This is a genomic window from Novosphingobium sp. BL-S-21, from assembly GCF_055521655.1.
Genome location: NZ_CM145495.1, coordinates 1,967,758 through 1,993,044, shown reverse-complemented (window position 1 = coordinate 1,993,044; position 25,287 = coordinate 1,967,758). Strand labels below are relative to the sequence as shown.

Annotated in this window: 22 protein-coding genes; 11 read left to right on the top strand and 11 right to left on the bottom strand. The window is 65.4% G+C overall.

What is annotated here, in order from left to right:
- The first annotated feature begins 1 nt into the window (after position 1).
- Together ACZ1J6_RS07915 and pnuC are read left to right on the top strand one after the other, a co-directional pair.
- Positions 2 to 1,183, top strand: a complete 1,182-nt coding sequence (locus tag ACZ1J6_RS07915) for a phosphotransferase enzyme family protein (RefSeq protein ID WP_465127254.1) — start codon at positions 2 to 4, stop codon at positions 1,181 to 1,183.
- Complete coding sequence (gene pnuC / locus ACZ1J6_RS07910) at positions 1,183 to 1,743, top strand: nicotinamide riboside transporter PnuC (protein WP_465127253.1); 561 nt, start codon at positions 1,183 to 1,185, stop codon at positions 1,741 to 1,743. The genes ACZ1J6_RS07915 and pnuC overlap by 1 nt, the downstream gene beginning before the upstream one ends.
- Before the next feature lie 819 nt (positions 1,744 to 2,562).
- On the opposite strand, the gene ACZ1J6_RS07905 is transcribed toward pnuC, so the two are convergent.
- On the bottom strand, positions 2,563 to 2,781 hold the full coding sequence (locus ACZ1J6_RS07905) for a hypothetical protein (RefSeq protein WP_431568900.1): 219 nt from the start codon (positions 2,779 to 2,781) through the stop codon (positions 2,563 to 2,565).
- Positions 2,782 to 2,878: 97 nt separating this feature from the next.
- On the opposite strand from ACZ1J6_RS07905, the gene ACZ1J6_RS07900 reads away from it, so the two are divergent.
- Positions 2,879 to 3,301 carry a glycosyltransferase family 2 protein gene (locus ACZ1J6_RS07900; protein WP_431568901.1) on the top strand — a complete coding sequence of 141 codons (423 nt, stop codon included), beginning with the start codon at positions 2,879 to 2,881 and terminating at the stop codon, positions 3,299 to 3,301.
- A 74-nt stretch (positions 3,302 to 3,375) separates the two neighbouring features.
- A complete protein-coding gene (locus ACZ1J6_RS07895) occupies positions 3,376 to 3,735 on the top strand; it encodes a hypothetical protein (protein WP_431568902.1) in 360 nt (119 codons plus the stop codon).
- Here the strand turns inward: ACZ1J6_RS07895 and ACZ1J6_RS07890 are convergent.
- From ACZ1J6_RS07890 to ACZ1J6_RS07860, 7 genes are all read right to left on the bottom strand, one after another.
- Complete coding sequence (locus ACZ1J6_RS07890; RefSeq protein ID WP_431568903.1) at positions 3,732 to 4,088, bottom strand: hypothetical protein; 357 nt, start codon at positions 4,086 to 4,088, stop codon at positions 3,732 to 3,734. The two genes, ACZ1J6_RS07895 and ACZ1J6_RS07890, sit on opposite strands and share 4 nt — an antisense overlap.
- Positions 4,089 to 4,108: 20 nt before the next feature.
- Positions 4,109 to 4,399, bottom strand: coding sequence for a DUF3325 domain-containing protein (locus ACZ1J6_RS07885; RefSeq protein WP_465127252.1), 291 nt, complete (start codon positions 4,397 to 4,399; stop codon positions 4,109 to 4,111).
- The gene (locus ACZ1J6_RS07880) at positions 4,396 to 5,967 is read right to left on the bottom strand and encodes a PepSY-associated TM helix domain-containing protein (RefSeq protein ID WP_465127251.1); all 1,572 of its coding nucleotides are present in this window, start codon (positions 5,965 to 5,967) and stop codon (positions 4,396 to 4,398) included. The genes ACZ1J6_RS07885 and ACZ1J6_RS07880 overlap by 4 nt, the downstream gene beginning before the upstream one ends.
- A 142-nt stretch (positions 5,968 to 6,109) precedes the next feature.
- Positions 6,110 to 8,626, bottom strand: a complete 2,517-nt coding sequence (locus ACZ1J6_RS07875) for a TonB-dependent siderophore receptor (RefSeq protein ID WP_431568906.1) — start codon at positions 8,624 to 8,626, stop codon at positions 6,110 to 6,112.
- 174 nt (positions 8,627 to 8,800) lie between these two features.
- Positions 8,801 to 9,856 (bottom strand): FecR family protein, encoded by a 1,056-nt coding sequence (locus tag ACZ1J6_RS07870; RefSeq protein ID WP_431568907.1) that lies wholly within the window; start codon positions 9,854 to 9,856, stop codon positions 8,801 to 8,803.
- Positions 9,857 to 9,947: 91 nt separating this feature from the next.
- Complete coding sequence (locus ACZ1J6_RS07865) at positions 9,948 to 10,457, bottom strand: RNA polymerase sigma factor (RefSeq protein WP_431568908.1); 510 nt, start codon at positions 10,455 to 10,457, stop codon at positions 9,948 to 9,950.
- Entirely contained in the window at positions 10,454 to 11,161 is a 708-nt protein-coding gene (locus ACZ1J6_RS07860; RefSeq protein WP_431568909.1) for an energy transducer TonB, read from the bottom strand. The genes ACZ1J6_RS07865 and ACZ1J6_RS07860 overlap by 4 nt, the downstream gene beginning before the upstream one ends.
- Before the next feature lie 210 nt (positions 11,162 to 11,371).
- Here ACZ1J6_RS07860 and ACZ1J6_RS07855 point away from each other — a divergent pair, with 210 nt between their 5' ends.
- A complete protein-coding gene (locus tag ACZ1J6_RS07855) occupies positions 11,372 to 12,022 on the top strand; it encodes a DsbA family protein (protein WP_431568910.1) in 651 nt (216 codons plus the stop codon).
- Positions 12,023 to 12,088: 66 nt separating this feature from the next.
- Here the strand turns inward: ACZ1J6_RS07855 and ACZ1J6_RS07850 are convergent, their stop codons facing one another.
- Positions 12,089 to 12,616, bottom strand: a complete 528-nt coding sequence (locus ACZ1J6_RS07850) for a DUF6438 domain-containing protein (protein ID WP_431568911.1) — start codon at positions 12,614 to 12,616, stop codon at positions 12,089 to 12,091.
- Between the two features lie 275 nt (positions 12,617 to 12,891).
- Between ACZ1J6_RS07850 and ACZ1J6_RS07845 the strand changes: the two genes are divergently transcribed.
- Positions 12,892 to 13,848, top strand: coding sequence for a response regulator (locus ACZ1J6_RS07845; protein ID WP_465127250.1), 957 nt, complete (start codon positions 12,892 to 12,894; stop codon positions 13,846 to 13,848).
- A gap of 26 nt (positions 13,849 to 13,874) precedes the next feature.
- Here ACZ1J6_RS07845 and ACZ1J6_RS07840 read toward each other — a convergent pair whose 3' ends face one another.
- Positions 13,875 to 15,986, bottom strand: coding sequence for a DNA/RNA non-specific endonuclease (locus ACZ1J6_RS07840; protein WP_431568913.1), 2,112 nt, complete (start codon positions 15,984 to 15,986; stop codon positions 13,875 to 13,877).
- Positions 15,987 to 16,614: 628 nt separating this feature from the next.
- Here ACZ1J6_RS07840 and ACZ1J6_RS07835 point away from each other — a divergent pair.
- Both ACZ1J6_RS07835 and ACZ1J6_RS07830 read left to right on the top strand, forming a co-directional pair.
- Positions 16,615 to 16,917, top strand: coding sequence for a hypothetical protein (locus tag ACZ1J6_RS07835; RefSeq protein WP_132267896.1), 303 nt, complete (start codon positions 16,615 to 16,617; stop codon positions 16,915 to 16,917).
- Positions 16,918 to 17,009: 92 nt separating this feature from the next.
- On the top strand, positions 17,010 to 17,720 hold the full coding sequence (locus ACZ1J6_RS07830; protein ID WP_465127249.1) for a hypothetical protein: 711 nt from the start codon (positions 17,010 to 17,012) through the stop codon (positions 17,718 to 17,720).
- Positions 17,721 to 17,876: 156 nt separating this feature from the next.
- Here ACZ1J6_RS07830 and ACZ1J6_RS07825 read toward each other — a convergent pair whose 3' ends face one another.
- Entirely contained in the window at positions 17,877 to 18,359 is a 483-nt protein-coding gene (locus ACZ1J6_RS07825) for a Ros/MucR family transcriptional regulator (RefSeq protein ID WP_132267893.1), read from the bottom strand.
- Between the two features lie 252 nt (positions 18,360 to 18,611).
- On the opposite strand from ACZ1J6_RS07825, the gene ACZ1J6_RS07820 reads away from it, so the two are divergent.
- The 3 genes from ACZ1J6_RS07820 (at position 18,612) to ACZ1J6_RS07810 (ending at position 24,845) form a co-directional block, all read left to right on the top strand.
- Entirely contained in the window at positions 18,612 to 19,310 is a 699-nt protein-coding gene (locus ACZ1J6_RS07820) for a YceI family protein (RefSeq protein WP_431568915.1), read from the top strand.
- A 207-nt stretch (positions 19,311 to 19,517) separates the two neighbouring features.
- Positions 19,518 to 21,587 carry a putative bifunctional diguanylate cyclase/phosphodiesterase gene (locus ACZ1J6_RS07815; RefSeq protein ID WP_465127248.1) on the top strand — a complete coding sequence of 690 codons (2,070 nt, stop codon included), beginning with the start codon at positions 19,518 to 19,520 and terminating at the stop codon, positions 21,585 to 21,587.
- A gap of 495 nt (positions 21,588 to 22,082) precedes the next feature.
- Positions 22,083 to 24,845, top strand: coding sequence for a putative bifunctional diguanylate cyclase/phosphodiesterase (locus ACZ1J6_RS07810; RefSeq protein ID WP_465127247.1), 2,763 nt, complete (start codon positions 22,083 to 22,085; stop codon positions 24,843 to 24,845).
- Positions 24,846 to 25,287: the final 442 nt, after the last annotated feature.

Sequence of the window (25,287 nt, the reverse complement as noted above, 5' to 3'; positions counted from 1 at the left end):
CGTGAGCGGCGCAGCGCCTCATCTCGTCCACGGCATGGGCACGGCGCTGGAAGCCCCGGCCTGGCCCGCCATCACGCCGGATGAGGCGGAAATGGTGCTTGCGCGCTTCCCGCTCGCTGGGCGCGCTGCCGCGCTGCGCTGGCATTCGCCGCGACCCTTCTCGGCCGCCGCCCTGGTCGAGACGGAGCGCGGGGCGTTCTTTCTCAAGCGCCACCATCGCCGAGTCCGTTCGCCCGCCGCCCTGGCCGAGGAACATACCTTCATCGCCCACTTGCGCGGCGCAGGACTGGCCGTGCCGCAAGTCGTCGCCGCGCAAGTGGGAAGCGGGCAGGACGGGAGCGGGCAGGATGGACTGGGGCACGACGGGACCGGCATCGTCTCGCAAGGCGAGTGGACCTACGAGCTTCTCCGAAGGGCGGAGGGGATCGATCTCTACCGCGATCACCAGTCCTGGACGCCCTTCCTCGCGGCGGGCCATGCCCGCGAGGCGGGCGCTGCGCTGGCGCGCCTGCATCTGGCAGCGCGCGACTTCGGCGCGGCTCCACGGGGCAAGCATCCGCTCGTCGCCAGCCTCACCATCCTGCCGGCACCGGACCCGCTTGCGGCGGCCGAAGCCTATGTTTCCGCCCGCCCGGCGCTGGCCGGTTACCTGGCCGACAAGCCCTGGCGCGGCGCGCTGGCGCGTCTTTTCGCGGCGCAGGCAGGCGGGCTCTCCACGCGGCTGGCGCAGCAACCGTCGCTGTGGACGCACAATGACTGGCATCCCTCCAACCTGCTCTGGTCTGCCGATGGCCGTGTAAGCAGCGTCATCGACTTCGGGCTGGCGACGCGGACTTGCGCGCTGCACGATCTCGCCACAGCGATCGAGCGGACGGCGGTGGCTTGGCTGGAGCCCCGGGGCGGTGATTTCACGGCGGATGCGCAGGCCGCCCAGGCGCTCCTTGCGGGATACCATGCGGTACTTTCCCTGACCCGAACCGATGTGGAGACGCTCACCCGGCTCCTGCCGCTGGTACACATCGAGTTCGCCTTGTCCGAGGCCGACTACTTCGCCGGTATCCTGAACGACCGCGCGCAGGCGGACATGGCATGGCAGGACTATCTGCTCGGTCATGCCGAATGGTTTCTTTCCGCCGCCGGGCAGGCCTTCCTTCGGGCGATCGAGCAGGGGGTGACGGCGTGATGTCGGCGCTGGAAATCACGGCGGTCGCGGTCAGCTTCCTGGGCATCTGGCTTACGGCGCGGCGGCAACTGCTGTGCTGGCCGGTCAGCCTCATGGCCTGCGCGCTCTATTTCAAGCTGTTCCTCGACGTGCGGCTCTATTCCGACATGGTGCTGCAGGCGTTGTTCGGGATCGCTATCGTTTATGGCTGGATCGTATGGGCGCGCGGCAAGGACGACGCCGGAGAGGTGATCGTCAGCCCGCTGCCGCCTGGCCGGGCGCTGATCGGGCTGGCGGCCGGCGCCGTGGGGGCCATCGCCATAGGCTGGTTCACGAGTCGTTTCACCAACGCCGCGCTGCCCTGGATGGATGCGGGGCTGAGCAGCTTCAGCCTGGTGGCACAGTATTGGACCGCCCGGCGCCACGCGGCCAGCTGGCTGCTCTGGATCCTGGTGGACGTGCTCTACGTCGGCATGTTCGTTTTCAAGGAATTGTGGCTGACGGCCGGCCTCTATGCGGCGATGGTGGGACTGGCCGTTCTGGGCTATCGGCGCTGGCAGCAGGCGCGCAGCCTGTACTGACCCCGCGTATTGCGGCCAGAATGCCGCTATTCCAGGCCTTGAAGCGCGGACGAGGTTCCCGATCATCGAACGCGCCTGGTTGGCACGGTCCGGCGCGCGAGCATGCGCGGCCTTACCAGATCCCGCCCCGGCAAGGCGCTCGATCTGAAGCTCCACCCGGCAAGCGGCGCGGCTGCAGGACGGCTCACGCATCGGCATAGGGTTGCTTCATACCGTTGGTCTCCGGGGAGCCGGGATGGCATTCTGGCCCGTGCGCCATTGTCGCTGGCCTTGGCGGCGGGGCATCGCCTCCGCCTTCGCCTTTCTCTTCGGATAAGGCCAAGACGCTGCGGTAATGGCCGATGGTCTGCGTTATCCAGTCCTCCGGCGTGTTGCAAAGCGCAAGATATCCCGCGTGTCCATGGCCCGCCGCATTCTCGGCGATCAGCGCGGTGGTTGATCACGGCGCGCACGCCCGAACCGATGGCTTCGAGTGCGACGAAGCCCGAATGGCTGTGCCCAGCGGCTCGGCATGACCGCCAGGCGCGCCGTGGAAACCGCCTGCGCCATGCCGTGACGGTCCTGCCGCCCCAGGAGAACCGCCTTGGGATTCAGCCGCTGGACGATATCCCGCTCGCTGCCCTCGCCCGCGAACGTGATCGGAATACCCGCCCGGGCGGCAGCGCTCGCTGCCAGGTCCGCCCAGCCCTTGCGGGGCGGCGCCGACGGGTGGCAGCTCGGTCGTGGGCGTCACGCCGCAGCCTGCCAACAGGGCGCTCAAGACCAGCAAGAGCGATCGTTTTACCATGAAATCTCCTGGAGAGAATGGCACGGCCATCGTCAGGCCACGCGTTCAACAGAGCGACGCAGTGCGTCCCGCGCTTGCAACATGCCGCGATCGAATACGTCCGGCGCAAAGCGGCGGGCGTTACTCATGGCGGTTTCGGGCCGGAAGGAAGGCAGCCAGCCTTCCAGTCTGCGAATGGCATCGCACAGGGAATCGACGCTCTGTTCGCGGTAGAACAGTCCGGTTTCTCCATCGACGATGGAGTCGGTCACCCCGCCTCGCCCGAAAATCGACCGGATGCGTTGAAAGCCGCGCCGGTGGCTGGGTGCCGACAATCCGAGCAAGGGCCGGAAAACGGAGAGCGAGCGCGTGAATGCGATCAACGATGGCGAGCATCTCAGCGTGGCTGTCGTGGTGGCCAGCCTTGGCCGGCCGCAACTCGTGGCGCAGATGCACCAGCTCATGCTGGAGCAATCCTGCCCGCGCGATGTGCTGGTGTTTTCGGTCGTTGGCGAAGGAGACATTCCCGAAGGCTATGATGGCCGGCAGGATCTGCACGTTCTTCGTGGGAGCAAGGGGCTCTGCGCCCAGCGGAACCGCGCGCTGGATTGGCTGGCCGCAGACTATGATCTCATCGTTTTTTACGATGACGATTTCGTGCCCTCGAGGAACAGTGTCGATCGGATCAAGCGGTTCTTTGCCGCTCATCCGGAAGTCGTGGGGGCGACGGGCAATGTCATTCGCGATGGCATAAAGGGCCCGGCATATCCTTCGAACTGGCAAGGGACCTGATCGCCGGGCACGAGAAGAAAGACTTCAGCCCCAATTGCATCGTCACCAGCCTTGAGGGGCTTTACGGTTGCAACATGGTCTATCGCGCCTCGGCCATTGGGTCATGCCGGTTCGACGAGCGGCTGCGGCTTTACGGCTGGCAGGAAGACGTCGACTTCGCTGCCTCGCTGTCGTCGCGGGGGCGGATCGTCAAGACTTTTGCCTTTTCCGGGGTGCATCAGGCCGTGAAATATGGCCGTACTTCGGGCGTCCGGCTGGGCTATTCGCAAGTCGTCAATCCGCTCTATCTGGTGCGCAACGTGCTGGCCAATCATCTCAAGACCTTCAAGCCCGAACCGTGGATTGACCGTGCCGGACGCATGAAGGGTAACTGGATCGCCTTCCGCGACCTGATGCTCGGCAGACTGATGCCGGAGAGGATCGAGGCGCTCTAGAGGAGGGGCTGGGCAGCCGGCATCAGCAGCCGGGCAAGAAGCATCAGCGGCAGGGCTGCCGCGGTCAGGCCGAGCCAGGCGCGCAGGGCGCTTTTCGCGTGGAACACGGTCATGGCCACGACGGCGAAGAGGGCGTAGCTCCCCAGGGTGGCGGCCGTGACCGCTTCCGCCCGGTTCATGCCGAACGCTGCCAGAATGAGGGAGAGGGCAACCGTGGCGAGGGCGGTGACGCCATAGGCGCCCAGCGTTCCTGCCAGCGTTCGCGCCGCTACCGACCAGCGGTAGCGGGCGGCTTCGCCGGGCATGAGCAAGCGGGCGCCGGATAGGGAAAGACGGGAAGGAGCCTTGGGCATGACGGGGTCCTTCGGTTCCATTATTGGCGCCACCGGGCAAGGATGCGCTCGCGATTGGTCTGGGCGGTGAGGGTGATGGCGGCGCCGGCCGAGAGCCATCCGCACCAGGCGACAGTGCCGTAGCCCCAGCCCAGGCCTTGCCCTGCCAGGGCGAAGCCGGCCGCGAGCAGGGCCAGTCCGCCCAGTTTCAGCAGACGGCTCGTACCTGGCGGCAACTTGCGTCGCAGCCAGTCCTGTTGATGGCGCGGCATCGCCATGAGCAGGAGCGCGAAGCCTGCCAGTGAAAGGAGCTCCGTGGCGAGATGGATCATGCGGCGGCCTCCACAGGGGGGCGCTGCTTGCGCGCCGGTGCCGAACGGGGCTTGTGGCTAGCGACCTTCCGGGCCGTGAAGGCGAAGCCTGCGGCCAGGGCCAGCATGGCCAAGTCGAAGGCCGCGAAAGTCCAGTCTGCGCTGGGCAGGCTCTGGAGCAGCCCGCGCGCGGTCGTCATTTGGTTGAGCAGTGGCACGGCGGCGAAAAGCGCGGCGCAGGCGGCCAGCGTTTCGACCCACGCCCGCTTGGCCAGACGGGAAAACGCCCAGACCAGGGAGCCGCCCCAGGCGATGAACAACGCGTTGACTTCCCAGTCAGCGCGGTGGGCCATGGCTTGCGGCAGCAGCCGGTTGGCGATGAAATAGGCGGCGATACCGAGCGGGGCACCGGCGATGAAACCGATGTTCAGTCGCTCGACCAGTCGGAAACCGAAGTGGGGGCGGGCGGGGTCGGGCAACTTGGCGCGCCGCTTGACGCACCACAGGCAGAGGCCGGTCGCGGCCATGGCGGTGCCGCCGAGCCCGGAAAGGAAGTAGAGCCAGCGCAGGCCGTAGCCGGCGAACCAGGCGGTGTGTAGGTCCACCATCACGCGGTGGGTCGCCGTGGCGCCGCCGGGCGCGGCGCGGGTGGAGGGCAGGACCCTGCCGCTCGCGCCGTCGAGGTAGAGTGTGTCGAGGCGGTCGTTTTTCCAGTCTTCGCGGCGGGCGTAGAGGGAGGCCGTGGCGGCGGCGTCTCCGGGGTTGTCGATGCCGACGTAGCTGGGCACGGCGCCGCGCCACTCCCGGCCTGCCGCGGCGACCATCTGTGCGAGCGGGACCGTGGCTGCAGGCATGCCGCTGGCTTCGCGTTCGGGACTGGAGGCAAAGACGCTGCGGTAGAATTCCTGCCGGTCCGGGAAGTTGGCGGAGATTGCCCAGGGCATCAGCGTGAACAGCAGGGTCGCAAGGCCGGTATACGTGATCATCAGATGGAACGGCAGGACCAGCACGGCCGTGGCGTTGTGCGCGTCCAGCCAGCTGCGCTGCCCCTTGCCGAAGCGCATCATGAAGAAGTCGGTGAAGATCTTCTTGTGCGTCACCACGCCGGAAAGAATCGCGACCAGCATGGCGAGCGCCGCCACGCAGACGAGATAGCGCGCCCAACTGACCGGCATGTAGTGGAGATCGAAATGGAAGCGGTAGAGGTAGAGGAAGAAACCGCCCTTTGTCTCGCGAAGCTGGATCTCCTGGCCGGTTTCGGGGTCCAGAACCAGGGACGTCCGATCGTGCCGGTCGGCACCCGGCATCCGCCACGAAAGAATGAGGCCGCTGCCACCGCGGGGCGAGGGCATGGAAACGGACCAGCTCTTCGCGCCCGCCCCCCGCGCCCGCAGCGCCGCATCTGCCGAGGCCAGGGCGCGCGGCGTCACTTGCGTGCCGGACGAGAGTTCGGGGCGCATCCAGGCGTCGATCTCGTTCTGGAAGAACGCTGCCGTCCCGAACACGAAGATGACGTAGAGCACCCATCCGGGAACGAGCCCCACCCAGGTGTGCAGCCATGCCATCGATTGGCGCAAGCCCTGCTTCATGACGGTATCACTCTTGTTTCGTCCCCGATTGCAGCGCGTCGCGGCCTGCAGCCGGTCGCGGGGAATGGGAATTGGCGCAATGCACGCAGGCGCCGGAGCGCGCCTGCGTGCATTGCTTTTCAGCGGATTTCCGGAAGGAGGGTCAGAACCCGAACTTCATCGAGAACGCCACGTTGCGCGGGATGCCGAGCTGGCTGGTGGTGATCCAGTAGTTCTTGTCGGTTAGGTTGGTGGCGCTGAGATCGAAGCGCACGGCGTGGCCGTCGATGCGCGTGGCGTAGTGCAGGCCAAGGTCGAAGACCGTGTTGCCCTGAATCTCCTGAAGATTGGCGGGGTCCTTGTACATCTTACCCGAGTGATAGGCACCGGCGCTGACGGAAAGGCCGGGAACCACGGGGATGGCGTAGTCGAGGTAGATCTTGGCCAGCATGTCGCTTACCCCGGTGGGGCGCTTGCCGGCGAGAGCGGCATTGGTGGCTTTCTTCACCGCAAGGTCCATGATCGATCCGCCCACCAGGACGGACAGGTTGCCGGTGACATGGCCGGTCGCGGTCAGCTCGATGCCCTTGTGCACCTGCAAGCCGTCTTGGTTGATGGTGATCTTGCCGTCCGAAGACCGGTCCTCGTAGGAATTGGCCTTTTCGATCCGGTAGATCGCGGCGGTAATCAGCAGCGCATCGATCGGCGCATATTTGGCGCCAAGCTCGACCTGTTTGGAGATGAACGGCTTCAGAATCTGCCCGGGATTGTTGTAGAGCGTGGCATCGTCGGGAACGGTCGATCCCTGTTCCAGGCCCTGCATGTAACTGGCGTAAGTCGTCACGCGCGGGACCGGCTTGAACACCAGCGAGACGGTCGGCGTATAGGCGGTCTTGTCGTAGCCCGACGAAACAGCGCCCGTGGCCGTGTAGTTCTTCGAGACCAGCGTGGTGCGGTTCACGCCGACCAGCGCGCCGAACTGTTCGGTGAACTGGATGTCGTCGCCAAGGACCACATTGGTGTTCTTCGAGAAGGCTGACCGATAGAGAGCGCCCCAATCGTATGTATTGAGCGCATCGGGCATGGCCCAGGTCATGAGATCGTTGGGATCGGTGTAGGCCGGGGACTGCACCGCGCTGACGGAGCTGACGACATGCCGCTTCACGCGCAGCACGTCTCCCGAGACGCCCAGGGTCAGACGGTGCCGGATGCCGCCGGTATGGAATTCGCTGTCGAGATAGGCATAGGCGCCCTGCGCGATGTTGTAGGAGGGCGCGCTGCGCGAGGGCCAGCCGTTCACGAAGCCGGAATCCGCGAAGAAGGCAGGATAGATGTTGAGCGATTCCTGAGCGTCGCGCTTGTAGATGTAAGCGGTTCTCAGGCTGAAGGTATCGTCGATCTTCCACTTGGCGTTGACGCCGATCCGGTCGGTCTTGACCTGGAGAAAGGTCCAGGGCGGCGTGTAGGTCTGGTCGTTTTCGAGCGGGTCGATCCAGTAGTTCAGCGCGCCGTAGCTGCTGTTCGCATAGGCGTAGAAGCGGGAATCGATGCCGTCGATGCGGTAGTAGGTATGCGCGCCCTCGACCTGGACGAGGAGGTTTGGAGTGACGTTCCAGTCCACTGCCCCGCTGATCAGCGTCCGCGCGATGTTCTGGTTCTTCTTGGCGGTTTCGCCGTCCTGATAGGCGACGTTCAGCCGATAGGCGAGCACGCCGTCCGCGTCGATCCGGTTGCCCATGTCGAGGTGCGCGAAGAACTGCTCGTTGCCGTAATTGCCCAGGGTCACGTCCATGGTGCGGCTGTAGGTGGGGCGCTTGAGGACATAGTTGGTGACGCCGCCCGGATTGCCCGCGCCGTACATGAAGCCGGACAGGCCGTTCATGATCTCGACCTGCTGCAATTCCTCCATCGAGATGCCGGTAAGGGTGGAGGAGAGGCGCAGCCCGTCGACCACGCCCTTCTGGGAATCGAAGCCGCGGATCGTGACGTAAGGCGTGCCGTAGACCGTGGAGGGCGCCGAGTTCTGGACCACCGGGTTCATCTTGAACATCTGGTCCATGCTGGAAGCGACGACGTTCTCGATCAGGTCGCTCGACGTGACGTTGATCGAATAGGGCGTGTCGACGATGGCCTTGCCGCCCCAGGGACCGGTGCTGGCGGCGACGTCGATCTGCTGGTTGTGGCCAGTGACGAGGATCGGCGAGTTGCGTCCGGCGCGTTCGTCCTCGTCATAGTCCGCGGCATTCCCTTCGTCCGTGCCGGCCGCCAGGGCAGTGGCGGCGCGGCCTTCGACTTCCAGGGTGTCGAGCGTCATCGCGCCGGTCGTGGCGCGGCCGATGGTGACGGCATCGGCGCCCGTCGTGCGCGGGACCAGGCCGGTGTTCGAGAGCAGCCGGGCCAGGGCGTCGCGCCAGGGCATCTGGCCGGCGAGCCCGGAACTGGTGCGGCCCTGCGTCAGCGCGGCATCGTAGTTGAGCTGCAAGCCGCTCTGTTCGGCAAAACGGTTCAGGGCATCGCTCAGCGTTCCGGCGGGAATTGCATAGGCATGCGTCTCTCCGGAAGCCTGCGCCGCTGCGGGTGCTGCGAACAGCGTGGCGCCGCTCGTCATTGCCGTACCCGCAAGCAAAGCCGCGGCCATCAGGCGCGCGCCATCGCGGCGATTCCCCATCTTAGCGATCATTGAACGTGTTCCCTCACTGCTCGTTTCGAGGCGTGCATTATGCTGTTGCGACGCATTCTCAGAACCAAGACGGAGTTGGGAGGAAAATGACGACCAGGGCGGCGAAATTTTTTCTGCCCGGTCGCGCTGAGTCAGGAGCGCCCTGGTCCAGCCCAGCCGGACCCGATCCGCGCCTCAGCGATGAAGCACGATCAGGCGGCTGGACAGGCGGAACGAGGCAAGGCCCAGGCTTCGCTCGATGCTGTCGATCGCGGCGAGCGGGTGGTCGAGGTCGTAGACGCCGCTTACCCGCATCGTGGCGGCGGGGCCGGTTACGCCGATGTAACCGTGCCGATAGCGCGCGATTTCCGACAAGACTTCTCCCAGCGGCCGGTCGACCACCACCAGCCGCCCGCGTGTCCAGGCGGTGGCGCCGCTGCCGGCCGGTTCGACCGGGCCGAGCCGGTCCGCCGCGAAATCGGCGCGCTGCCCTTCGCCGACGACGTGCGAGCGGCCTTGCCCGGCCACCCGGACCCGGTGCTCGGTCACGACGATTTCGGCGTACTTGCCGCTTTCGCGTATGGCGAAGACCGTGCCGAGCGCGGTGGCGCGGCCGCCCGCTGCCGCCACGGTGAAGGGCCGGGCGCGGTCCGGTGCGACCCGGAACTCGGCCGCGCCAGCCAGGAGCCGAACGCCGCGCCGGGCGGAGGAAAAGTCCAGAGCAATGGCCGAGCCGCTGTCGAGTTCGACGGTCGAACCATCTTCGAGCGCGACGGTTTTCCGCTCGCCGATAGCGGTGGCATAGTCCGCCTGCAGCCACGTCGCCCAGTCCTGCACCGTGCCCAGCACGACCAGCGCGAGCGAAGCGGCCAGGGCAGCGCCTCTGCGGATGGCATGTTTGCGCGGGCGAGGCGCTGTACTCCGGCCGCGTGCTGCCCAGCGCTTATGGGGGCGCTGGCGCGGAGAGGGCAGGGCGGATTGCGGTGGCGCCCGTTCCAGGTTCTCCGCTGCCGGCCGCGGCGCCTCCCGTTCGGTCGGCATCGCCGGTTCGCCGTCCAGGATGCCCCAAAGCACTTCCATCCGCTCGAAAGCCCGCCGATGCGCGGGCTCGGCGCGCCAGGCGTCGAAAGCGCGGATCTCTTCGGGCGAGAGGTCGCCCCCGTCGCGGCGCACGATCCAATCGGCCGCCGTCTCGGCAAGGGAGCGCGGAATCGCGGGGTTCTCGGCAGGAGTTGCCGGGGTCTCGTTCACGGCAGGGTCCCTTTCGCGAGCGGCTTCGATTCCCATGACGCAGCCGGCGGGCAAAACACGACATCGCACCCCGTTCTTTTCGGGTTTCGCATCATCCTGCCTCGTCGATTTCGCCAAGACGCGCGGCCAGCACGAGCAGGGCGTGGCGCAGCTGTTTCTCCACCGCGCCGCGGGTAATGCCGAAGCGGGCGGCGATCTCCGCCTGATCGAGACCATCGAACTTGCGCAAGGCAAATATCTCGCGGCAACGGGGCGGCAGGTCCTCCACGAGTTCCAACACCAGCCGCAGCCGGTCCTGCGCCAGGGCGTGGCGTTCGGGCGAGGGGGTATCGTCCGCCACGACCGCGCCGGCCTCCTCGCCGGCCAGCCAGGGCATCCATTTCCGCCGGTCGCGCGCGCGGTCGTTCACCAGATTGCGGGCCACGCGGTAGAGGAAGGCGCGCGGATTCTCGACCGTGCCGGCGCGCAGCGAGGGAATGGCCCGCGCCCAGGTTTCCTGCACGATGTCGGCGGCGGCGGGCGGCGAATCGACCAGCGAGCCGACATAGGCCGCCAGCGACTTGTGATAGTGGTCGAAGATTCGCGCGTCCGTGCCGCTCATGGCGCCGATGCCGTGGCCGTGCGGGGCGGCGTCCGGTTCTCGATCAGGAAGGACACCGGCATGGTGATGGCCAGTTCGTCCGGCAGGGCATCGGGGATCGCGGGGAAGGGGGCGGCACGCCTGACGATCTCGGCCGCCGCGCGGTCGAGTTCGGCGCGGCCGGTGCCGGAGACGAGAGTGGCATCGAGCAGGCGCCCGCTGCGTTCGATGCGGAAGAGAACGGCGCCATCGCCCTGCCATCCGGCGCGAAGCGCGGCATCGGGATAGCGGCGGCTCTCCTCCAGCCGGGCCATGATCGCCCGGCGATAGGCCTGCGTGACTTGCGCCAGATCCGTGTCGCGTCCGCCCTGTTCGCCCGCCGGAGCGGCCTCGCCCGGATCCTGCGACAGGGCAGCGGCGGGCGCCGTGCGCGGGTGATCGGCCTTCACCGGCAGCAGGGCCGCCTTCTCCGGCCTTTCCGCCGCGCCGGAGCGGAGCCTGTCGTGCGGCAGGTCCTGCGCGCGCAGCGTGAAAGTGGGCAGCGTGGCCGGGACCGTGCGGTCCTGACGGCCTGCGTTCTGCCAGGAGAGCGCCACCGCCGCCACGGCCACGGCGACCAGATGCAGCGCCCCGGTCACGCCCAATGCCACGACCCGCACCGAGCGGGTATTTCCCCGAGGCGCGGAAGTAGCGTGGAACGCGGGGTCAGGACGCGGCGCGGTCATGCTTCGGCCCTGTATAATATTGCGAATGGTTTGCAACAAACTATTTGGCTGGGTTTGCCAGACACCGCCGGGCCAAACACCGCCGGTCCTTCGGCGCGGGGCGTGCGCGGCACATTCGGGGTGGCATTCCCGCCGCGCACCTGCTTCTAGGGCGGTTTACGATCTAAGGGTCTGGCGCGCCGCGTGCTACCATCGAAGGAACTGGGAATGATGAAATGGCGGGCTCGGGGTCTGACCCGGATCGCAGCAGCATGGATGGCCTGCGCGGCGCTGGCGTTCGGCCTTGGCGCGGTTTCGGTTCAACCCGCCTTCGCCGCGCCGGACGGGCGCGCGGCCCTGCTCAAATCGCTGCAGGACGATCCGGCGATGCCGAGCGTGGCCCCGGCCGGTTACGACGTCACCATCGTCGTCTTCTCCGACTACCAGTGCCCTTATTGCCGCAAGCTCCACGTTTCGCTGAAGCAGTTCCTGCAGCAGGACAAGAAGGTCCGCGTGGTCTATCGCGACTGGCCGATCTTCGGGGCGCCCTCCATCGAGGCGGCCCGCGCGGCACTGGCGTCGCGCTATCAGGGCAAGCACGCCGCCTTCAACGATGCGCTGATGGAAACCAGCGGGCGGCTCGATTCCCAGGCCATCCAGCTTGCCGCCCAGCGAGCCGGGGTCGACCGCACGCGCCTCAATGCCGACCTGGCCGCGCACAAGGCCGATATCGACGCCGCGCTGGCCCGCACCGCCCGGCTGGCCGAGGGCATGGACCTGACCGGAACGCCGGCCATGGTCATCGGCTCCTACCTGCTACCCGGCGCGGCGACGGCCGAAATGCTGGTCAAGGCCGTGGAGATCGCGCGCAAGCCCGCCTGAGCCCCAGCCTGACCTCAGCCGGCCGCGTCGTGGCAGCTGGCTCAGGCTCAGCTGGGCACCCGGCGATCAGCCCCGCGATTCGCCCGGCCGGGTAATCTGCTTTGCCCAGTCCTCGATCCCCAACCGCGCGGGTACCTCTTGCAGCAGGCCGTCCAGCGCCTGACCCGGCCCGCCCCGGCAACCGCGCTGGTGGCGGGCCACGGTCTTGCCGCCACGCGGATCGGTCCAGGTGATGGTATACGTGGACGTGTCGCTGATCGCCGCCTCGCATTCGACGGTGGCCGTCGTTCCGGTCTGCGGACGGTAGGGCGCGAGATCGGCGGCCAGGGCGCGGTAGCTCGCCTCGCCTGCGGCGCGCTGGCGCTCGCCCAGCACCACGGTGTGGCGCATGCCGTTGAACGTGACCGCGCCGGTGGGGGCGATGGCCGCTTCGTAGACCGGGCAGAAGCCGAAGCAGGGGCCGACCGAGATGGCGATGGTTTCCGCCTCGCCTGTCGCTGCGGGGGCTGCGCCGTCCTGCGGCAAAGTCGCGCAGGCGCCCAGCAACACGGCGCTTGCGAGCCCGAGATGATGCCATGCCTTGAAAATCTTCACCGGGTCAGACTCCTTGTTTCATCGCCCGCGAATGCAGCGATCCCGATTGCAAGACGGAGCCGCGCGCATCCGGCCTTGGCGAAGCGTACACTTTTGCGAATAGCCGCCGTTTTACGCGCGACCTTGCGACAAGACTGTAGCGACGAAGATGATCGCAAGATGAATTCTTGCGATTCTTTCGTTGCAGATAACCTAGATTGTCGCCGCGCCTTTCGTTTCTCCTATGTGCCGCCGCGGGGCAACGGGCCCGAAAGTCGCCAGAGAAAAACGGTTACATGACGTTGGATGCGATGTTGGGGAGGGACGATGCCGTCCTGGTCCTCGATCTTGATGAAGACTCCAAATCCCAGTGCCTCGCCGAAGTCCGGCGCCTTGGTTTCAACAGCATTTCCGCCAGCGACGCGCGCGAGGCTCATGCCTTGCTGGAGCGAGGCGAGGCAGGCGTCGCCGCTGTCGACAGCGGCTTTCCCGGCACGGGAGAGCTGTCTTTCGTCGACGCGCTTGCCCGCGAGAATCCCTATGGGCGGGGGCAGGGGAGGGGCGCGCCGAAAGTGATTCTCACCGCGGCGCGGCCGAGCAAGGAACTCGTGCTAACGGCCTTGCGCGCCTCCGTGGTGGACCTGCTGGAAAAGCCCCTCGTGCCCGACAGCCTCGCCCGTGCCCTGCGCCGAGCCATGAAAGGCGCGCCGGGGGGCGGGGCGTCACTGTCCGATCGCCTGCTCGACCTGTCGCGCGATCTCAACCGCGTGGCCGGGCTGATCGAACCGCGCAAGGCGGAGCCGCGTGCTGCACCGGGCACCGCGGCAACCTACCCGGCGCCGATGTCCGGCCTTGCTCTTGAGGAACCGGCTCGGTCGGAATCCCCGCCCATGGCGCTGCCCGAATATCTCCGCGGCCTGCTGCGCGACGCGGCGGTCCGGCGCGCGATCGGCGGCGGAGAGCTGTTCGGCGATCCCGCCTGGGAAATGCTGCTGGACCTGTTGCTGGCCCGGTTCGAGGATCGCAAGGTCTCCGTTACCAGCGCCTGCATTGCATCGGGTGCGCCGATGACGACCGCGCTTCGCCTGGTGCGGCGGCTGGTGGAGCAGGGTGTGCTCGTTCGTTATCCCGATGCGCTGGATCGGCGGCGGGAGTTTCTGACGCTGCACCCTTCGGTGGCCAAGGCGCTGGTGGACTATGTGCGCGGTGAATGCCCCTCTGGCGCCCTCACGCTTCAATCGCCCTCGCGTTGAAAGTTCGGCGGCAAGGCAATGGCCGATCAGGCGTCCGCGTGCTGGTCAATCTCCGCCAGGGCCGCCAGGTCCAGCCAGCCGCGCAGTTCGCGGGCGATGGCGCTGACCGGCTTCCAGGCCGCCAGCCAGTTGTCGGTGACGTGGAATTCCTGCTCGGTCACGGCGCGGACGTCCTGCTCCAGGATGAAGCCATAGGCCTTGAAGCCGGCATCGTCCCGGACCACGACGATTTTCCAGAACCGGTCCGGGATCTGGATACGCGCGTGGCCGGCCGCGTCCTTGCCGTGAAACCACCGGTCGGCAGCGCCGAAGATCGGGCCGGCGAAGATGCAGGCCGCTTCGGTGTCCTGCCGGGTGACGGCGGCGATCGCGGTTTCTAGATCGCCCCAATTGTCCTGCCCGGCAGCGCCCTGGTTGAAGGCCTTGGTCTGCGGCGAGCAATTGGTGACATGGAACGTGTCGCCATTGGCCATTTGGATTTCGTCGAAGTGCTCGCCCCAGCATACGTCATCGCGGCGGACGATATGGCCCTTGTCGAAGGCGCCGCGGTCTTCGGTGTAAAACACATCCGGCAACTGGTAGCGGGAATCGAGCCGGGGGTCCTCGGCCCAGAGTTCCGCGAAATTGCGGTTCGGCGGCCAGCCGGCTAGGGAAGCGCGGGTCGTCGCCCGGCCGTCGACGATTTTCGCGCGCTTGCGCCAGTCGACATTGGCGGCGGTGTAGAGCCCCAGGCGCCGCTCCTTGTGCATCCAGATGGAGAAATGTCGGTAGCGCAGTTCGGGGTCGTCGCCCTCCAGCAGGGGCGCGAGCACCGCCTTGCCCGCCTCGGAGACGAAGGGCGCGGGCACCGGAACCGCGCCGCCCAGGAAGAGCGGATCGAAACCGGGCCTTTCGCTGAGCCCGTCATGGATCAGCGGCGTGCGCATCTCGTAGGCTTCCGCCTCGATGCCCCCGGATGTTGTGGGCGCGGCCGACGAGATGGAGGCGCTGCCGGTCTCGATCGAGATTCGCAACTTGAGCGGAATGACGATGCTTGTCCCGCCCATCGGAGTCCAGTCCAGCGGCGGGTTGGCTGGCGTTAGGATGGCCGCCTCGACAACATCTCGTGGGCGCCATTCGCTCTCCAGGCGCGGCGCCGCGCCGGGCGCAATGGCGGTCTGCTCGTCGAGAGCTCGGATCGTGCTCGACATCACGTCGCCGCCGCGCATGGCCGCTTCCACGTCGGCCAGGCGTGCCGGCCAGTTCGCGCGCACGCCTTCCAGGAGGCTGCGGCTGATCCGGCTGATGCGGAAGCCGACATTGGCTTCCCAGATCACGTCGCTCTCGCTCAATCCCTCCAGCGTCTCGGCGGTGCCGCCGGTCGCCAGGACATAGCCGCCGCCTTCGCGCCGAATCCGGCCATTGGCATGAAGCGCGACCAGTTGCAGGCTGTCGTTGAACACGGGTGAGCCGGACGATCCGTGGGCCGTGTCGGCCTTGTACCAGAGGTAGGGCTCATCCTCGGCGGCGCGGATCACCTCGTTTTCGCGCAGGGCGATCTGCATCGGTACGCCGTCCGGATGCTGAAGGAGAGTGACGAAATCGCCCTCCTTGGCCTTGCCGCTTTCGGGGATCATGCGAAGATAGCCGCGCCGGCTGATTTCCGCGCCCGCCAGCGACCGGGGCACCACGGCCACTGCGGCATAGTCGAGATCGGGGTCGCTTACATAGAGCAGGCCCGGGTTCAGGTCGTATTCGTCCGGCTCGCTGGGGCGATTGCCGGAAACGTCGAACCAGTAGTCGAAGCCGATGCGCGAATTCGCAACCGATGCGGTATCCGGAAAGACGTGGTGGTTGGTGAGAATCACGCCGGGCGCGATCAGGAAGCCGGTCGCCCATCCCTGCCGTCCGCCGCCCTGGACCCGGATGCGGCCGACGCAGCGGCGCGCCATCATGCAGCGGTCGAGGAAGTTGACGTCGAGCAGGTCGTTCTGCCCAAGCAGCGCCTCCTGTTCGAGCGGCGTCGCGGTCTGGCCGTCGGCGGTGAGAAACCTGAACCGCTTGGCGACCAGACTGGCCGAGGGCGCCCCGGCAGGCACCGGATCGGCGGCCGGCGCTTCCGGCGCGAACTTGGCAAGATCGATGGCACTCAGTTTCATGACGGGCCTTTCGCTGTCATCCTATCGGTGCATGGCTTCGCGAATATTACAGGCCTGTACCCGCCTTGCATTTCCCGTTGCAGCAGAGATCGGGACCCGGCCTACTGCCGAAGTCATGGCTTCTGGTTCGCAGGCGATACTTGGGATGCCGCCTGTCATTCTGCCGCACATCGAGAAGCATCGCAATTCGCCGTCGCGTTCGCGCGCGATAGCCTCGCTGCTTACTGCAACTTCGAGCCGCCTGTCCTGCAAACGACCCTAGTAAAAACCCCAAGGCGGGGCCGGAGCGCAACCTTAACGTGTCCACTTTCGTTCATATCGTGTCCATCCTCGCCCGTTCATACCGCGCCTAACAACGAGGCCCGGAATTGCGGCCCGAGGGAGGAAGTCATGTCTGGAGCCGAGCGCCGCAGCGCTTCGGAGCCCAAGCATGCGTTTACAAAAAATCTGCTAAATACAAGTATTTCCGATGTGTCGGGAACAATTGGTGATGTGCGTTCTTGGGTGTTCAAGTACCTATTGGCATCAATTCAACTGACGCCATGCACATTCGAACAGAATCATATTGTCGAACCGCTGCGCCTGCGCTTGGGAAAATGGGTTGAAACTAACCAATTGGAGAAAATCCATGTCGCCGTCTATGACGAAACTTGCCCCCGCTGTCGTAATGCTGGTAGGCGCTCTGGGTCTGGGTGGCTGCGCCACCAAGGGTTTCGTGCGCGAACAGGTCGCGGTTGTTAACCAACGGGTCGACGGTCTCGAAACCAAGCTACAGGCCACCGACACGACGGCACAGCAGGCCCTTTCCGAAGCGCAGGCCGCTTCCGGTCAGGCTCAGCAGAATGGCCAGCGTCTGGACCAGCTGAACGCCCGTGTCGACGGTGTCGAGCAGCAGCTCCAGCAGGCCCAGCGCAAGCGCGCCCGCAACTAAGGTCGCCTTTCGGCCCCGAATGATATAGAATCCTGACGTTCCCGCGTCGGCGCTCTTCTGGCGCCGACCGTTTCCCTGAGTGCTATACGAAAATGATCAATGTTCTCCCGGCGCTTGCTGGATTGGCGCTTCTTGCTGCCCTGCCCGCGGGTGCGGCGCAAAGCGCACCGGCAGAGGCGCCGTCGCACGCGGACGACTCCGACAAACCGGAGGCGCCCGCAGAGGCGAAGGCTGGAAGATCGGATGAGGCCACGCGCGTCGCCGACTGGATCGCCTCGTCGGGGGACAACCGGTCGTTGCCCTATGTCATCGTCGACAAGAAGGCCGCCAGGGCCTATTTGTTCAGCGCAAAGGGCAAGGCACTCAGCGATGCGCCGGTCCTGATCGGCGTAGCCCTTGGTGACGAGGCCACACCCGGCATCGGCACCAAGTCCCTTTCCGAAATCGGCCCGGCAGAGCGCACCACGCCTGCCGGCCGCTTCCTGGCGAAGTTCGGATTGGCGGCAGGAAACCACAAGGTTCTCTGGGTCGACTATGCGACTTCCGTGGCGCTCCACACGATCCCCGTAGGAAACCCGAAGGAAAAGCGACGCGAACGGATGTTGTCCAAGACTATCGAGGACAATCGCATCACGTTCGGTTGCATCAATGTTCCCAAGGTCTTCTACAACAAGGGGGTCCAGCCCCTGTTCCAGAAGAAGGGTGGGTACGTATACGTACTACCGGACATCAAGCCGCTGGAAGAGGTCTTCCCTCGCCTGCGGGTCCAGCCCTTCCTGGAGGCTGCTGCGGCCTCGTCCTGAGGCTGCAGGTCCGAGGATTGCCCGGCTAAAACGAAAAAGCCGCTTCGAGCCTTTCGAAGCGGCTTTTTTGTCGTCCGGGATGGAAGGGTTCGGCGCGAAACGGGAAAGGGGACACCCCCGTTTCTGGCCGACCGCCAGCCTTTCGTTACTGGCCGGTCATTCGCCTTCGGCGGCGACGACGGCTTTCTTGCGCGGAGCCTTCTTCGGCTTGGCAGGCGCCTTTTCGGCAACCTTTTCCGCCTCTTCCACCTGCGGCTTGCGGCCCAGGCCGATCTTGTGTGCCAGTTCCTTGCGGCGCTGGGCATATTCGGGCGCCACCAGCGGATAATCGGCCGGCAGATTCCAGCGGGCACGATAATCGTCCGGCGAGAGCCCGTGGTCGGTCATGAGATGGCGCTTGAGCATCTTCAGCTTTTCGCCGCACTCCAGGCACGTCACCGTATCCGGCTTGACCGAAGAGCGAACCGAAACGGCCGGCTTGCGCTGTTCCTCGACCGGCTCGGGCGCCTGACCGAGCTTCGCGAGCGAGCCATATACGGCCTGGATCAGCGACGGCAGGCGGTCTGCCTCCACCGAATTGTTGCTGACATGCGCCGTGATGATATCGGCGGCGAGTTCAAGAAGAGCTTCATTGACCATAGTATCGTGCATACCCGTTTCGTTTGACGCTTCCCCCGACCTGTCTTGAGCACTACAAATGCCTTCGCGCAAGTCTTTCGATATTTGATACGCATCGAATTTTTCCGAATGATACGTTTTGAGACAGCTATTCGCGTCCGGCGTTCTTGTCACACGCCATGAATTGCCACCAAAACAGCCATAAATGGTTTTGACAGGCCGTGGCGTGCGCGGCAGCATCGCACCGAACAACAGACTCACCGGGGAACCTGCATGCGACGCACTCTGGCTCTTTCCGCCGCCTTCGGCCTTGCTGCAGTTGCTGCCGCCCTAGCCACGGCGCCGATTCTGGCGCAGGGCGGCGGCTCCAGGACCCAGTCGGCGCAAGCGCCCGCGATGGAAGCTCCCGGCAAGCGCGACTCCAGCCTCGTTCGCGCCGGTACCTACCAGGCCGATCCCGATCACACTCTGGTCGAATGGCAAGTTGGTCACCTCGGCTTCTCGCCTTATTTCGGACTGTTCGGCGACATTACCGGCACTTTGCAGATCGATCCCAAGGCGCCAGAAAAGGCCAGCGTCTCGGTGACGATACCTGTCGCGAAAGTGACGACGGCCAGTGCCGGCCTTACGGCGCATCTCCTGGCCAAGCCCAAGGAAGCCGGCGGAAAGGCAGACTTTTTCGGGCCCACGCCTACTGACGCAACGTTCGTCTCCACTGCCGTGAAGCGCAAGGGCGCGGATGAAGCGGACGTGATGGGCAACCTCACACTGAACGGCATAACTCGCCCGGTCACACTGGCGGCGCGCTTCTACGGCGCAGGTTCGATGCCGCCGCAGATGGGCGGCGGCGATAACGTCGGGTTCGAGGGCACGACCAAAATCAAGCGCAGCGATTTCGGCCTGGGATTCGGCGTGCCGATGGTATCGGACGAAGTGCAACTGAAGATCGCGGCTGCCTTCACGCACAAATAGCCCGAACTTTACGGCAAGATGCCGAACTAATCGCCGAATGTCCCGCCAGAGGCAAATATCCGGGTGGGCGACAGAGCAATTATTACAGAATAATGACGCTTACGGAAATTAAATCTCTGACAAGATTAGTTTTTGTTAGCCATTAGGGCGTAGCCGCACCAGACGAACGGCAGCGGATCGGGGCAGATCCGCGCAAAATTCGGGTGCATGATGTCTAATACGAATTCGGGATTCGCGCGTTTCTTCGCATCGCTGGAAACGAGGCTGGTTGGCGCACTTTGCCTGATCGCGGCGCTGAGCGTGCTCTTGCAGGTCGTCACGCAGCGGGAAGCCTTTGCGCTTCGCAAGGAAAGCGACGGTCTTATCGCGGTATCCGCACTCGCCGAAAACGCGGACCAGTTCGCCGAGGCGGTCGGCAAGCTGCGCATGGCGACCAATCGCGGGCTGGTAGCCAGCAATGCCACCAGCACCAGCGACGAGCTTACCGATTCTGCCATCGCCATCGGCGACCAACTCGCCAAGCTGCGCAGCAGCGGTGCAGCGCTGTCCGACCTCCCGGAGGCATCGAACCCCTTCGCCGACCTCGATCGGCACGTCTCCGCGATCCTTGAGGTCCAGGCTGGCGGAGCCGGCGGAAAGCATCTGATCGCCCGGATCGAAAGCCGCAACAATTCCATGGGCCGCTTGGCCGATGCGCTCGTGCTGCGCATTCATGCCAATCGGGAGGCGGCGCAGAAGCGGTTGATCGCCTCGATCGAACGCTGGCAGATGCTCGTATTCGGCACTGGGCTGGTAACCATTCTTGTGGTTTTGCTCGTGCTCTTCGACATCCTGCGCAACATTTTGCCCGCGATCCGCCGCATGCACGGCTATCTTCAAGGCCTCGCGGATGGCGACCTCGATCTGGAGATCGGCGCGTTCAAGCTGAAGGAACTCAAGGCTCTGTCCGGCCCGCTGGAAACTTTCCGCAAGAATGCCAAGGCCGTGAAGAACCTGGCGTTCAGCGACGCGGCGACCGGCCTGCCCAACCGCCGCGCGTTTCAGGAAGACGTCGGCCGGCTGCTCGCAGCCGGAGAAGACCGCCGCTTCGCCTGCATGCTGATCGATATCGATCGCTTCAAGCATATCAACGACGATTACGGTCACGCTGCCGGAGACGAGCTGGTGCGCCTGATCGGGCTGCGCATGAAGGCGATCCTCGGCCCGGACGGCATCATCGCGCGGGTGGGCGGGGACGAATTCGCCCTCTGCCTGCCGCTGCAACCCGAGCGTGACGGCCTGGACCTCGCCAACCGACTGGTCGATGCCGCGCGGGAGCCGTTCAGTCTGGGCGAATATGCGGTGGCCATCACCGCTTCGCTGGGCGTGGTCGATATTGCGGGCGCGCAGGAAGTCGAGATCGACGAAACGCTGCGCAATGCCGATATGGCGCTTTACGCCTCCAAGAAAAACGGCCGCAACTGCGCGACGGCGTTTTCGCCCTCGATGGCCGAAGAGCGGGCGGTCGATCGGGCCCTGGAGAAGGACCTGGAGTCCGCGTTCGAGAAACAGCAGCTTCGCATGGTCTATCAGCCGATCCACTCGGTTCATGGCAATACCCGCGAAGTCGAGGCGCTGGTCCGCTGGCGCCATCCGGAACTGGGCGACGTGCCCCCGTCCACGTTCATCCCCGCCGCGGAGCGCAGCGGCTTGATGGTGCGGCTGGGCGAATGGATCATCCAGCGCGCGCTGAACGACTTTGCGCGGTGGCCCGACATGGACATGAGCATCAACCTATCGCCCCTGCAATTGCAGCACGACGGGTTCAGCGCCTTCCTGGTCGACTGCTGCGCGCGTTATGGCGTCGATCCGCGCCGCCTGTTCCTGGAAGTGACGGAATCGCTGTCGATAGAGCGCAATACCCGTGCCCTGCTGACGCTCAACATGCTACGCAACCTGGGTTTCCGCATCGCGCTCGACGATTTCGGCACGGGCTATTCGTCGCTGTCGATGGTCAAGAGCTTCAAGTTCGACCGCATGAAGCTGGACCGCAGCCTGGTGATGGACCTGGGGCAGGACCCGGCCTCGGTCGCGGTTCTGGAGGCTGCCGTCACCATGGCGCGCCATGTCGGGGCCGAAGTCGTCGCGGAAGGGATCAGCGATGCCCATCTGATCGGCGCGACCAAGAGCGCGGGCTGCACGCATCTGCAGGGCTACTTCTACAGCCGCCCGATCGAGGCAGACGATGTGTCCGGCTACTTCGAAAGCAGCGGCGAGCGGACGGCCGAATTGGCCTGAGGCAAAGCGAGACGTTCCCGGCGGCGCCGCTCGCTGTCGCTGACTGGGAGCGTCTGCGAAGACGCGTAGACGCGCGAGACGGAAGCTCCGCGCGCCTGATAGAAGGCGCGGCGGCGGTTTCTTGCCTGCCGAACGCAGCGACCGAAGTTCCGGACCGGTTCGGCTCGCCTGGGCGGCAAGACCGGGGGAGCCAACATGCACGGCCTGCCCCTGGCGCCGAGCGCTGCAGCATCACGCCCATAAGCCGCGCCGGCCGCGCCGCTTCCTCTTCGCCGGTGGCATGGACGTCCGAACCCGCCAATGGCTGCGTTCCGGGGCAAATATTGTGCCATTCACGAGCGCGCCGCAGTGGTAATGCCTTAATATATCGACCTAAAGTCCGGGATGACACTTTGCGTACGCAAAATCTGTGCGGAAATGGACGCATCTATAGGCGAACAATATTAATTAATCTGTGAGAACGTATTCCCGGAACGCCATGCTATAAATTCGAGGGTGAAAATCTTAGAGAGTCTTAGGGAGCCGGAAGGGCAGTCGGAAGCCCTGCTTCGGGAGCAATACCTGAGCCTGCGTCAGCAGATCCCGCTCATGTACTTGCTCATGACGATCAATGCCGCTTTTCTGGCGGCGGTCGCCAGTCGCGACGTTGCACCCATGCTCAGCATCGGCGTGCCGGCCGCGCTTATCCTCGTAACATCCTTGCGCGCCTTGGTCTGGGTCACGCGGCGGCGCAGCGATCCCTCGATTGAAACCATCCGCCGCCGGCTTCGCGGAACGAAGCTGGCCGCCGTGGTGCTGAGCATGCTGTTCGGCGCCTGGGGCCTGTTGCTCTTTGCCCAGGCCGATCCATTGCGCGGCAGTTCCATCGCGCTCTACGTCTTCGTCGGCGCGATCGGGTGTTGTTACTGCCTGCAGGCGCTGCCCTCGGCGGCCAGGCTGGTCTTGCTGTTCGGGGCGGCGCCGGTTACGCTGCGCCTGCTGCTTTCCGGGGACTGGTACCTGGTCGGCACCGGCCTGACTTTCCTGTTGGCCGCCGCGGTGATCTTGCGCACCCTGGCCACGAACCGCTCCGCCTTTTCCGAAGTGCTGCGCTCGCGATCCGAGATGAGCGACTTGTTGCACGCGCTTGAACAGAGCCAGGAACACTATCGCTATTCGGTGGATCTCAATCCGCAAATACCATGGACCAGCGATCCCGACGGCTCGATCTGCGACATCGGCATGCGCTGGACGGTGCTGACCGGGATGTCGATCGAGGATGGCATGGGCTCTGGCTGGATCCGCGCCGTTCACCCGGATGACCTGGAGCGCGTCCTCGACCAGTGGCGCGCGGTGCTCGAATCCGAGGACCATCCCATGGCGGATTTGCGCTATCGCCTGCGACGGGCCGACGGTCACTATTGCTGGGTTCGCGCGCGTTCCTATCCTCGCCACGATGCCGCCGGCCGGGTCGTGAAGTGGTACGGCAACCTGGAGGATATCGACGACCAAGTCGCCGCGGAAACTGCGCTGAGGGACAGCGAGGAACGCTACCGGCTGGCCTCGCGCGCAACCAACGACCTTATCTGGGACTGGTGCCATGGCACCGATCATATCGACTGGGCCGACAGTGCCGACAGCATATACGGCCATGTCGAAGCGGCGGAAGGGACCACGGTAGGCTGGTGGCGCCGCCATATTCACCCCGAAGACGTGGCGAGCGTGGATGCCATGACGGCGCAAGTCTATGGGGGCGAATGCGATAGCTGGAGCCACGAATTCCGCTTCCGCTCGGGTGACGGCTCCTATGTGCACTTGCTCTCGCGCGGTTACGTGCTGCGCGGCGAGGACGGGCGGCCGCGCCGTTCCATCGGGGCCTTGCAGGACGTGACCCAGTCCCGCCGCGCCGAAGGGGAACTGCGGCGTGCTGCCTATCACGACGTCCTGACCGATCTGCCCAATCGTGCCTATTTCGCGGTGCAGCTGGAAAAGACGCTGGACCGGGCGCGCGAACATGAAACGCGGGTCGGCGTGGTAGTTTTCGACGTCGACAATTTCAAGGCGATCAACGACAGCCTCGGCCACGGTGCAGGCGATGCCGTCCTGCGGGCCGTGGCCCAACGGCTGTCGGACGGATTGACCGAAGGCGCCTTCGCGGCTCGCCTCGGCGGGGACGAGTTTGCAATCATCCTGCCCGACCTCGACGAGGGCACGCCGGTCCTGATCAAGGACCTGCTGGAAGCGGTCGCGCGGCCCATGACGGTGGACGAGAGCGTCGTGGAAGTGGGCGTCAGCGCAGGCGCGGCCATATGGCCGAACGACGGCGCCAATGCCGAGGCGATCCTCAAGAGCGCGGACCTTGCGCTCTACACCGCCAAGGCCCGGAGCGGAGGCGATGTGGAGAGCTTCCATCCCGAGCTGCGCCATGCCGTGGAGACGCGCAATTCCATGCTGCGAGAGGCGCGCGACGCGCTGCGCGATGAGCGCATCATACCCTTCTACCAGCCCAAGGTCTGCCTGGGCAACGGCGCCATCGTCGGCTTCGAGGCGCTGCTGCGCTGGCATCACCGTGAGCGTGGCTTGCAACCTCCGGGAACCATCCTGGCCGCTTTCGAGGACAGCGCCCTTTCCACGCAGCTCACCGACCGCATGCTGGACCGGGTGCTGCGCGACATGGCGGACTGGCAGGAGCGAGGCTACGAAACCGGCCGCATCGCCATCAACGGATCGCCGGTGGATTTCCGGCGCGACGACTTTGCCGAACGCATCCTGTCCCGCTTCCACGCCCACGGCCTTCCGCCCACGCTGCTGGAACTGGAAGTGACCGAAAGCGTCTTCCTAGGCCGGATCGCCGATACCGTGGAGCGGGCGCTGCGGACGCTGGCGCAGGAGGGCGTAACGATCGCGCTCGACGATTTCGGCACCGGCTATGCCTCGCTCACGCATCTCCAGCAGTTTCCGGTGGACGTGCTCAAGATCGACCGTTCCTTCGTTTCGCGTCTCGACAGCACTAACAGCGCGGATTTCGCCATCGTCCATGGCATCATCGATATCGCGCAGCGCATGGACATTCGCACGGTGGCGGAAGGCGTGGAGAACGAGGCCCAGTTGGACCGTCTCTGCGAACTGGGCTGCGACATCGCACAAGGATTCCTCTTCGGCCGGGCGCTCGACAGCAGCCGGGTCGGTCCGTTCGTGCAGGGCTGGCCGCAGGCGCGCACGGCCTATTGCTTCCATCCGTCCGAAGCCTCCCGCGCGCGCGTCTCCGGCCAGAGATAGATTCGAAGCTGGACCACGCTTCGCTGCGAATGGCGAAAGCAAAGGATTGCAGGGAAAGCCGCCGGTTCTTCAGTTGAGAACGGCGTGCAACAAGCTGCGTATTTGCCGGACCTGCGGCAGTTCGGCGCGCCTCACTCACGAGTCGTCGAATGAGAGGATTGTGCACATTTGCACTCTTCGTCTAGGGGCCCGCTGCGGCTCGGTTGCGCCCCAATGCAGCCCGCCGCCCTCGAGGAAAGGACCGTCACGGCCCCCCGGGCGGTCCTTTTTTCGGCCCCCGTCTTTTCCCGGTTCCGGAGCGTTTCCCTATTGGGTGGAATCGCCCGATGACGCGGCAATCCAAAACCCTAGAGGGGTCGGACTGACGCAGCAGGATCGGATTCCGCTCCAGCGCCGATTTTCACGACATGCCCTTTACGGGGCGGCGCCTTACCGCCTAGCG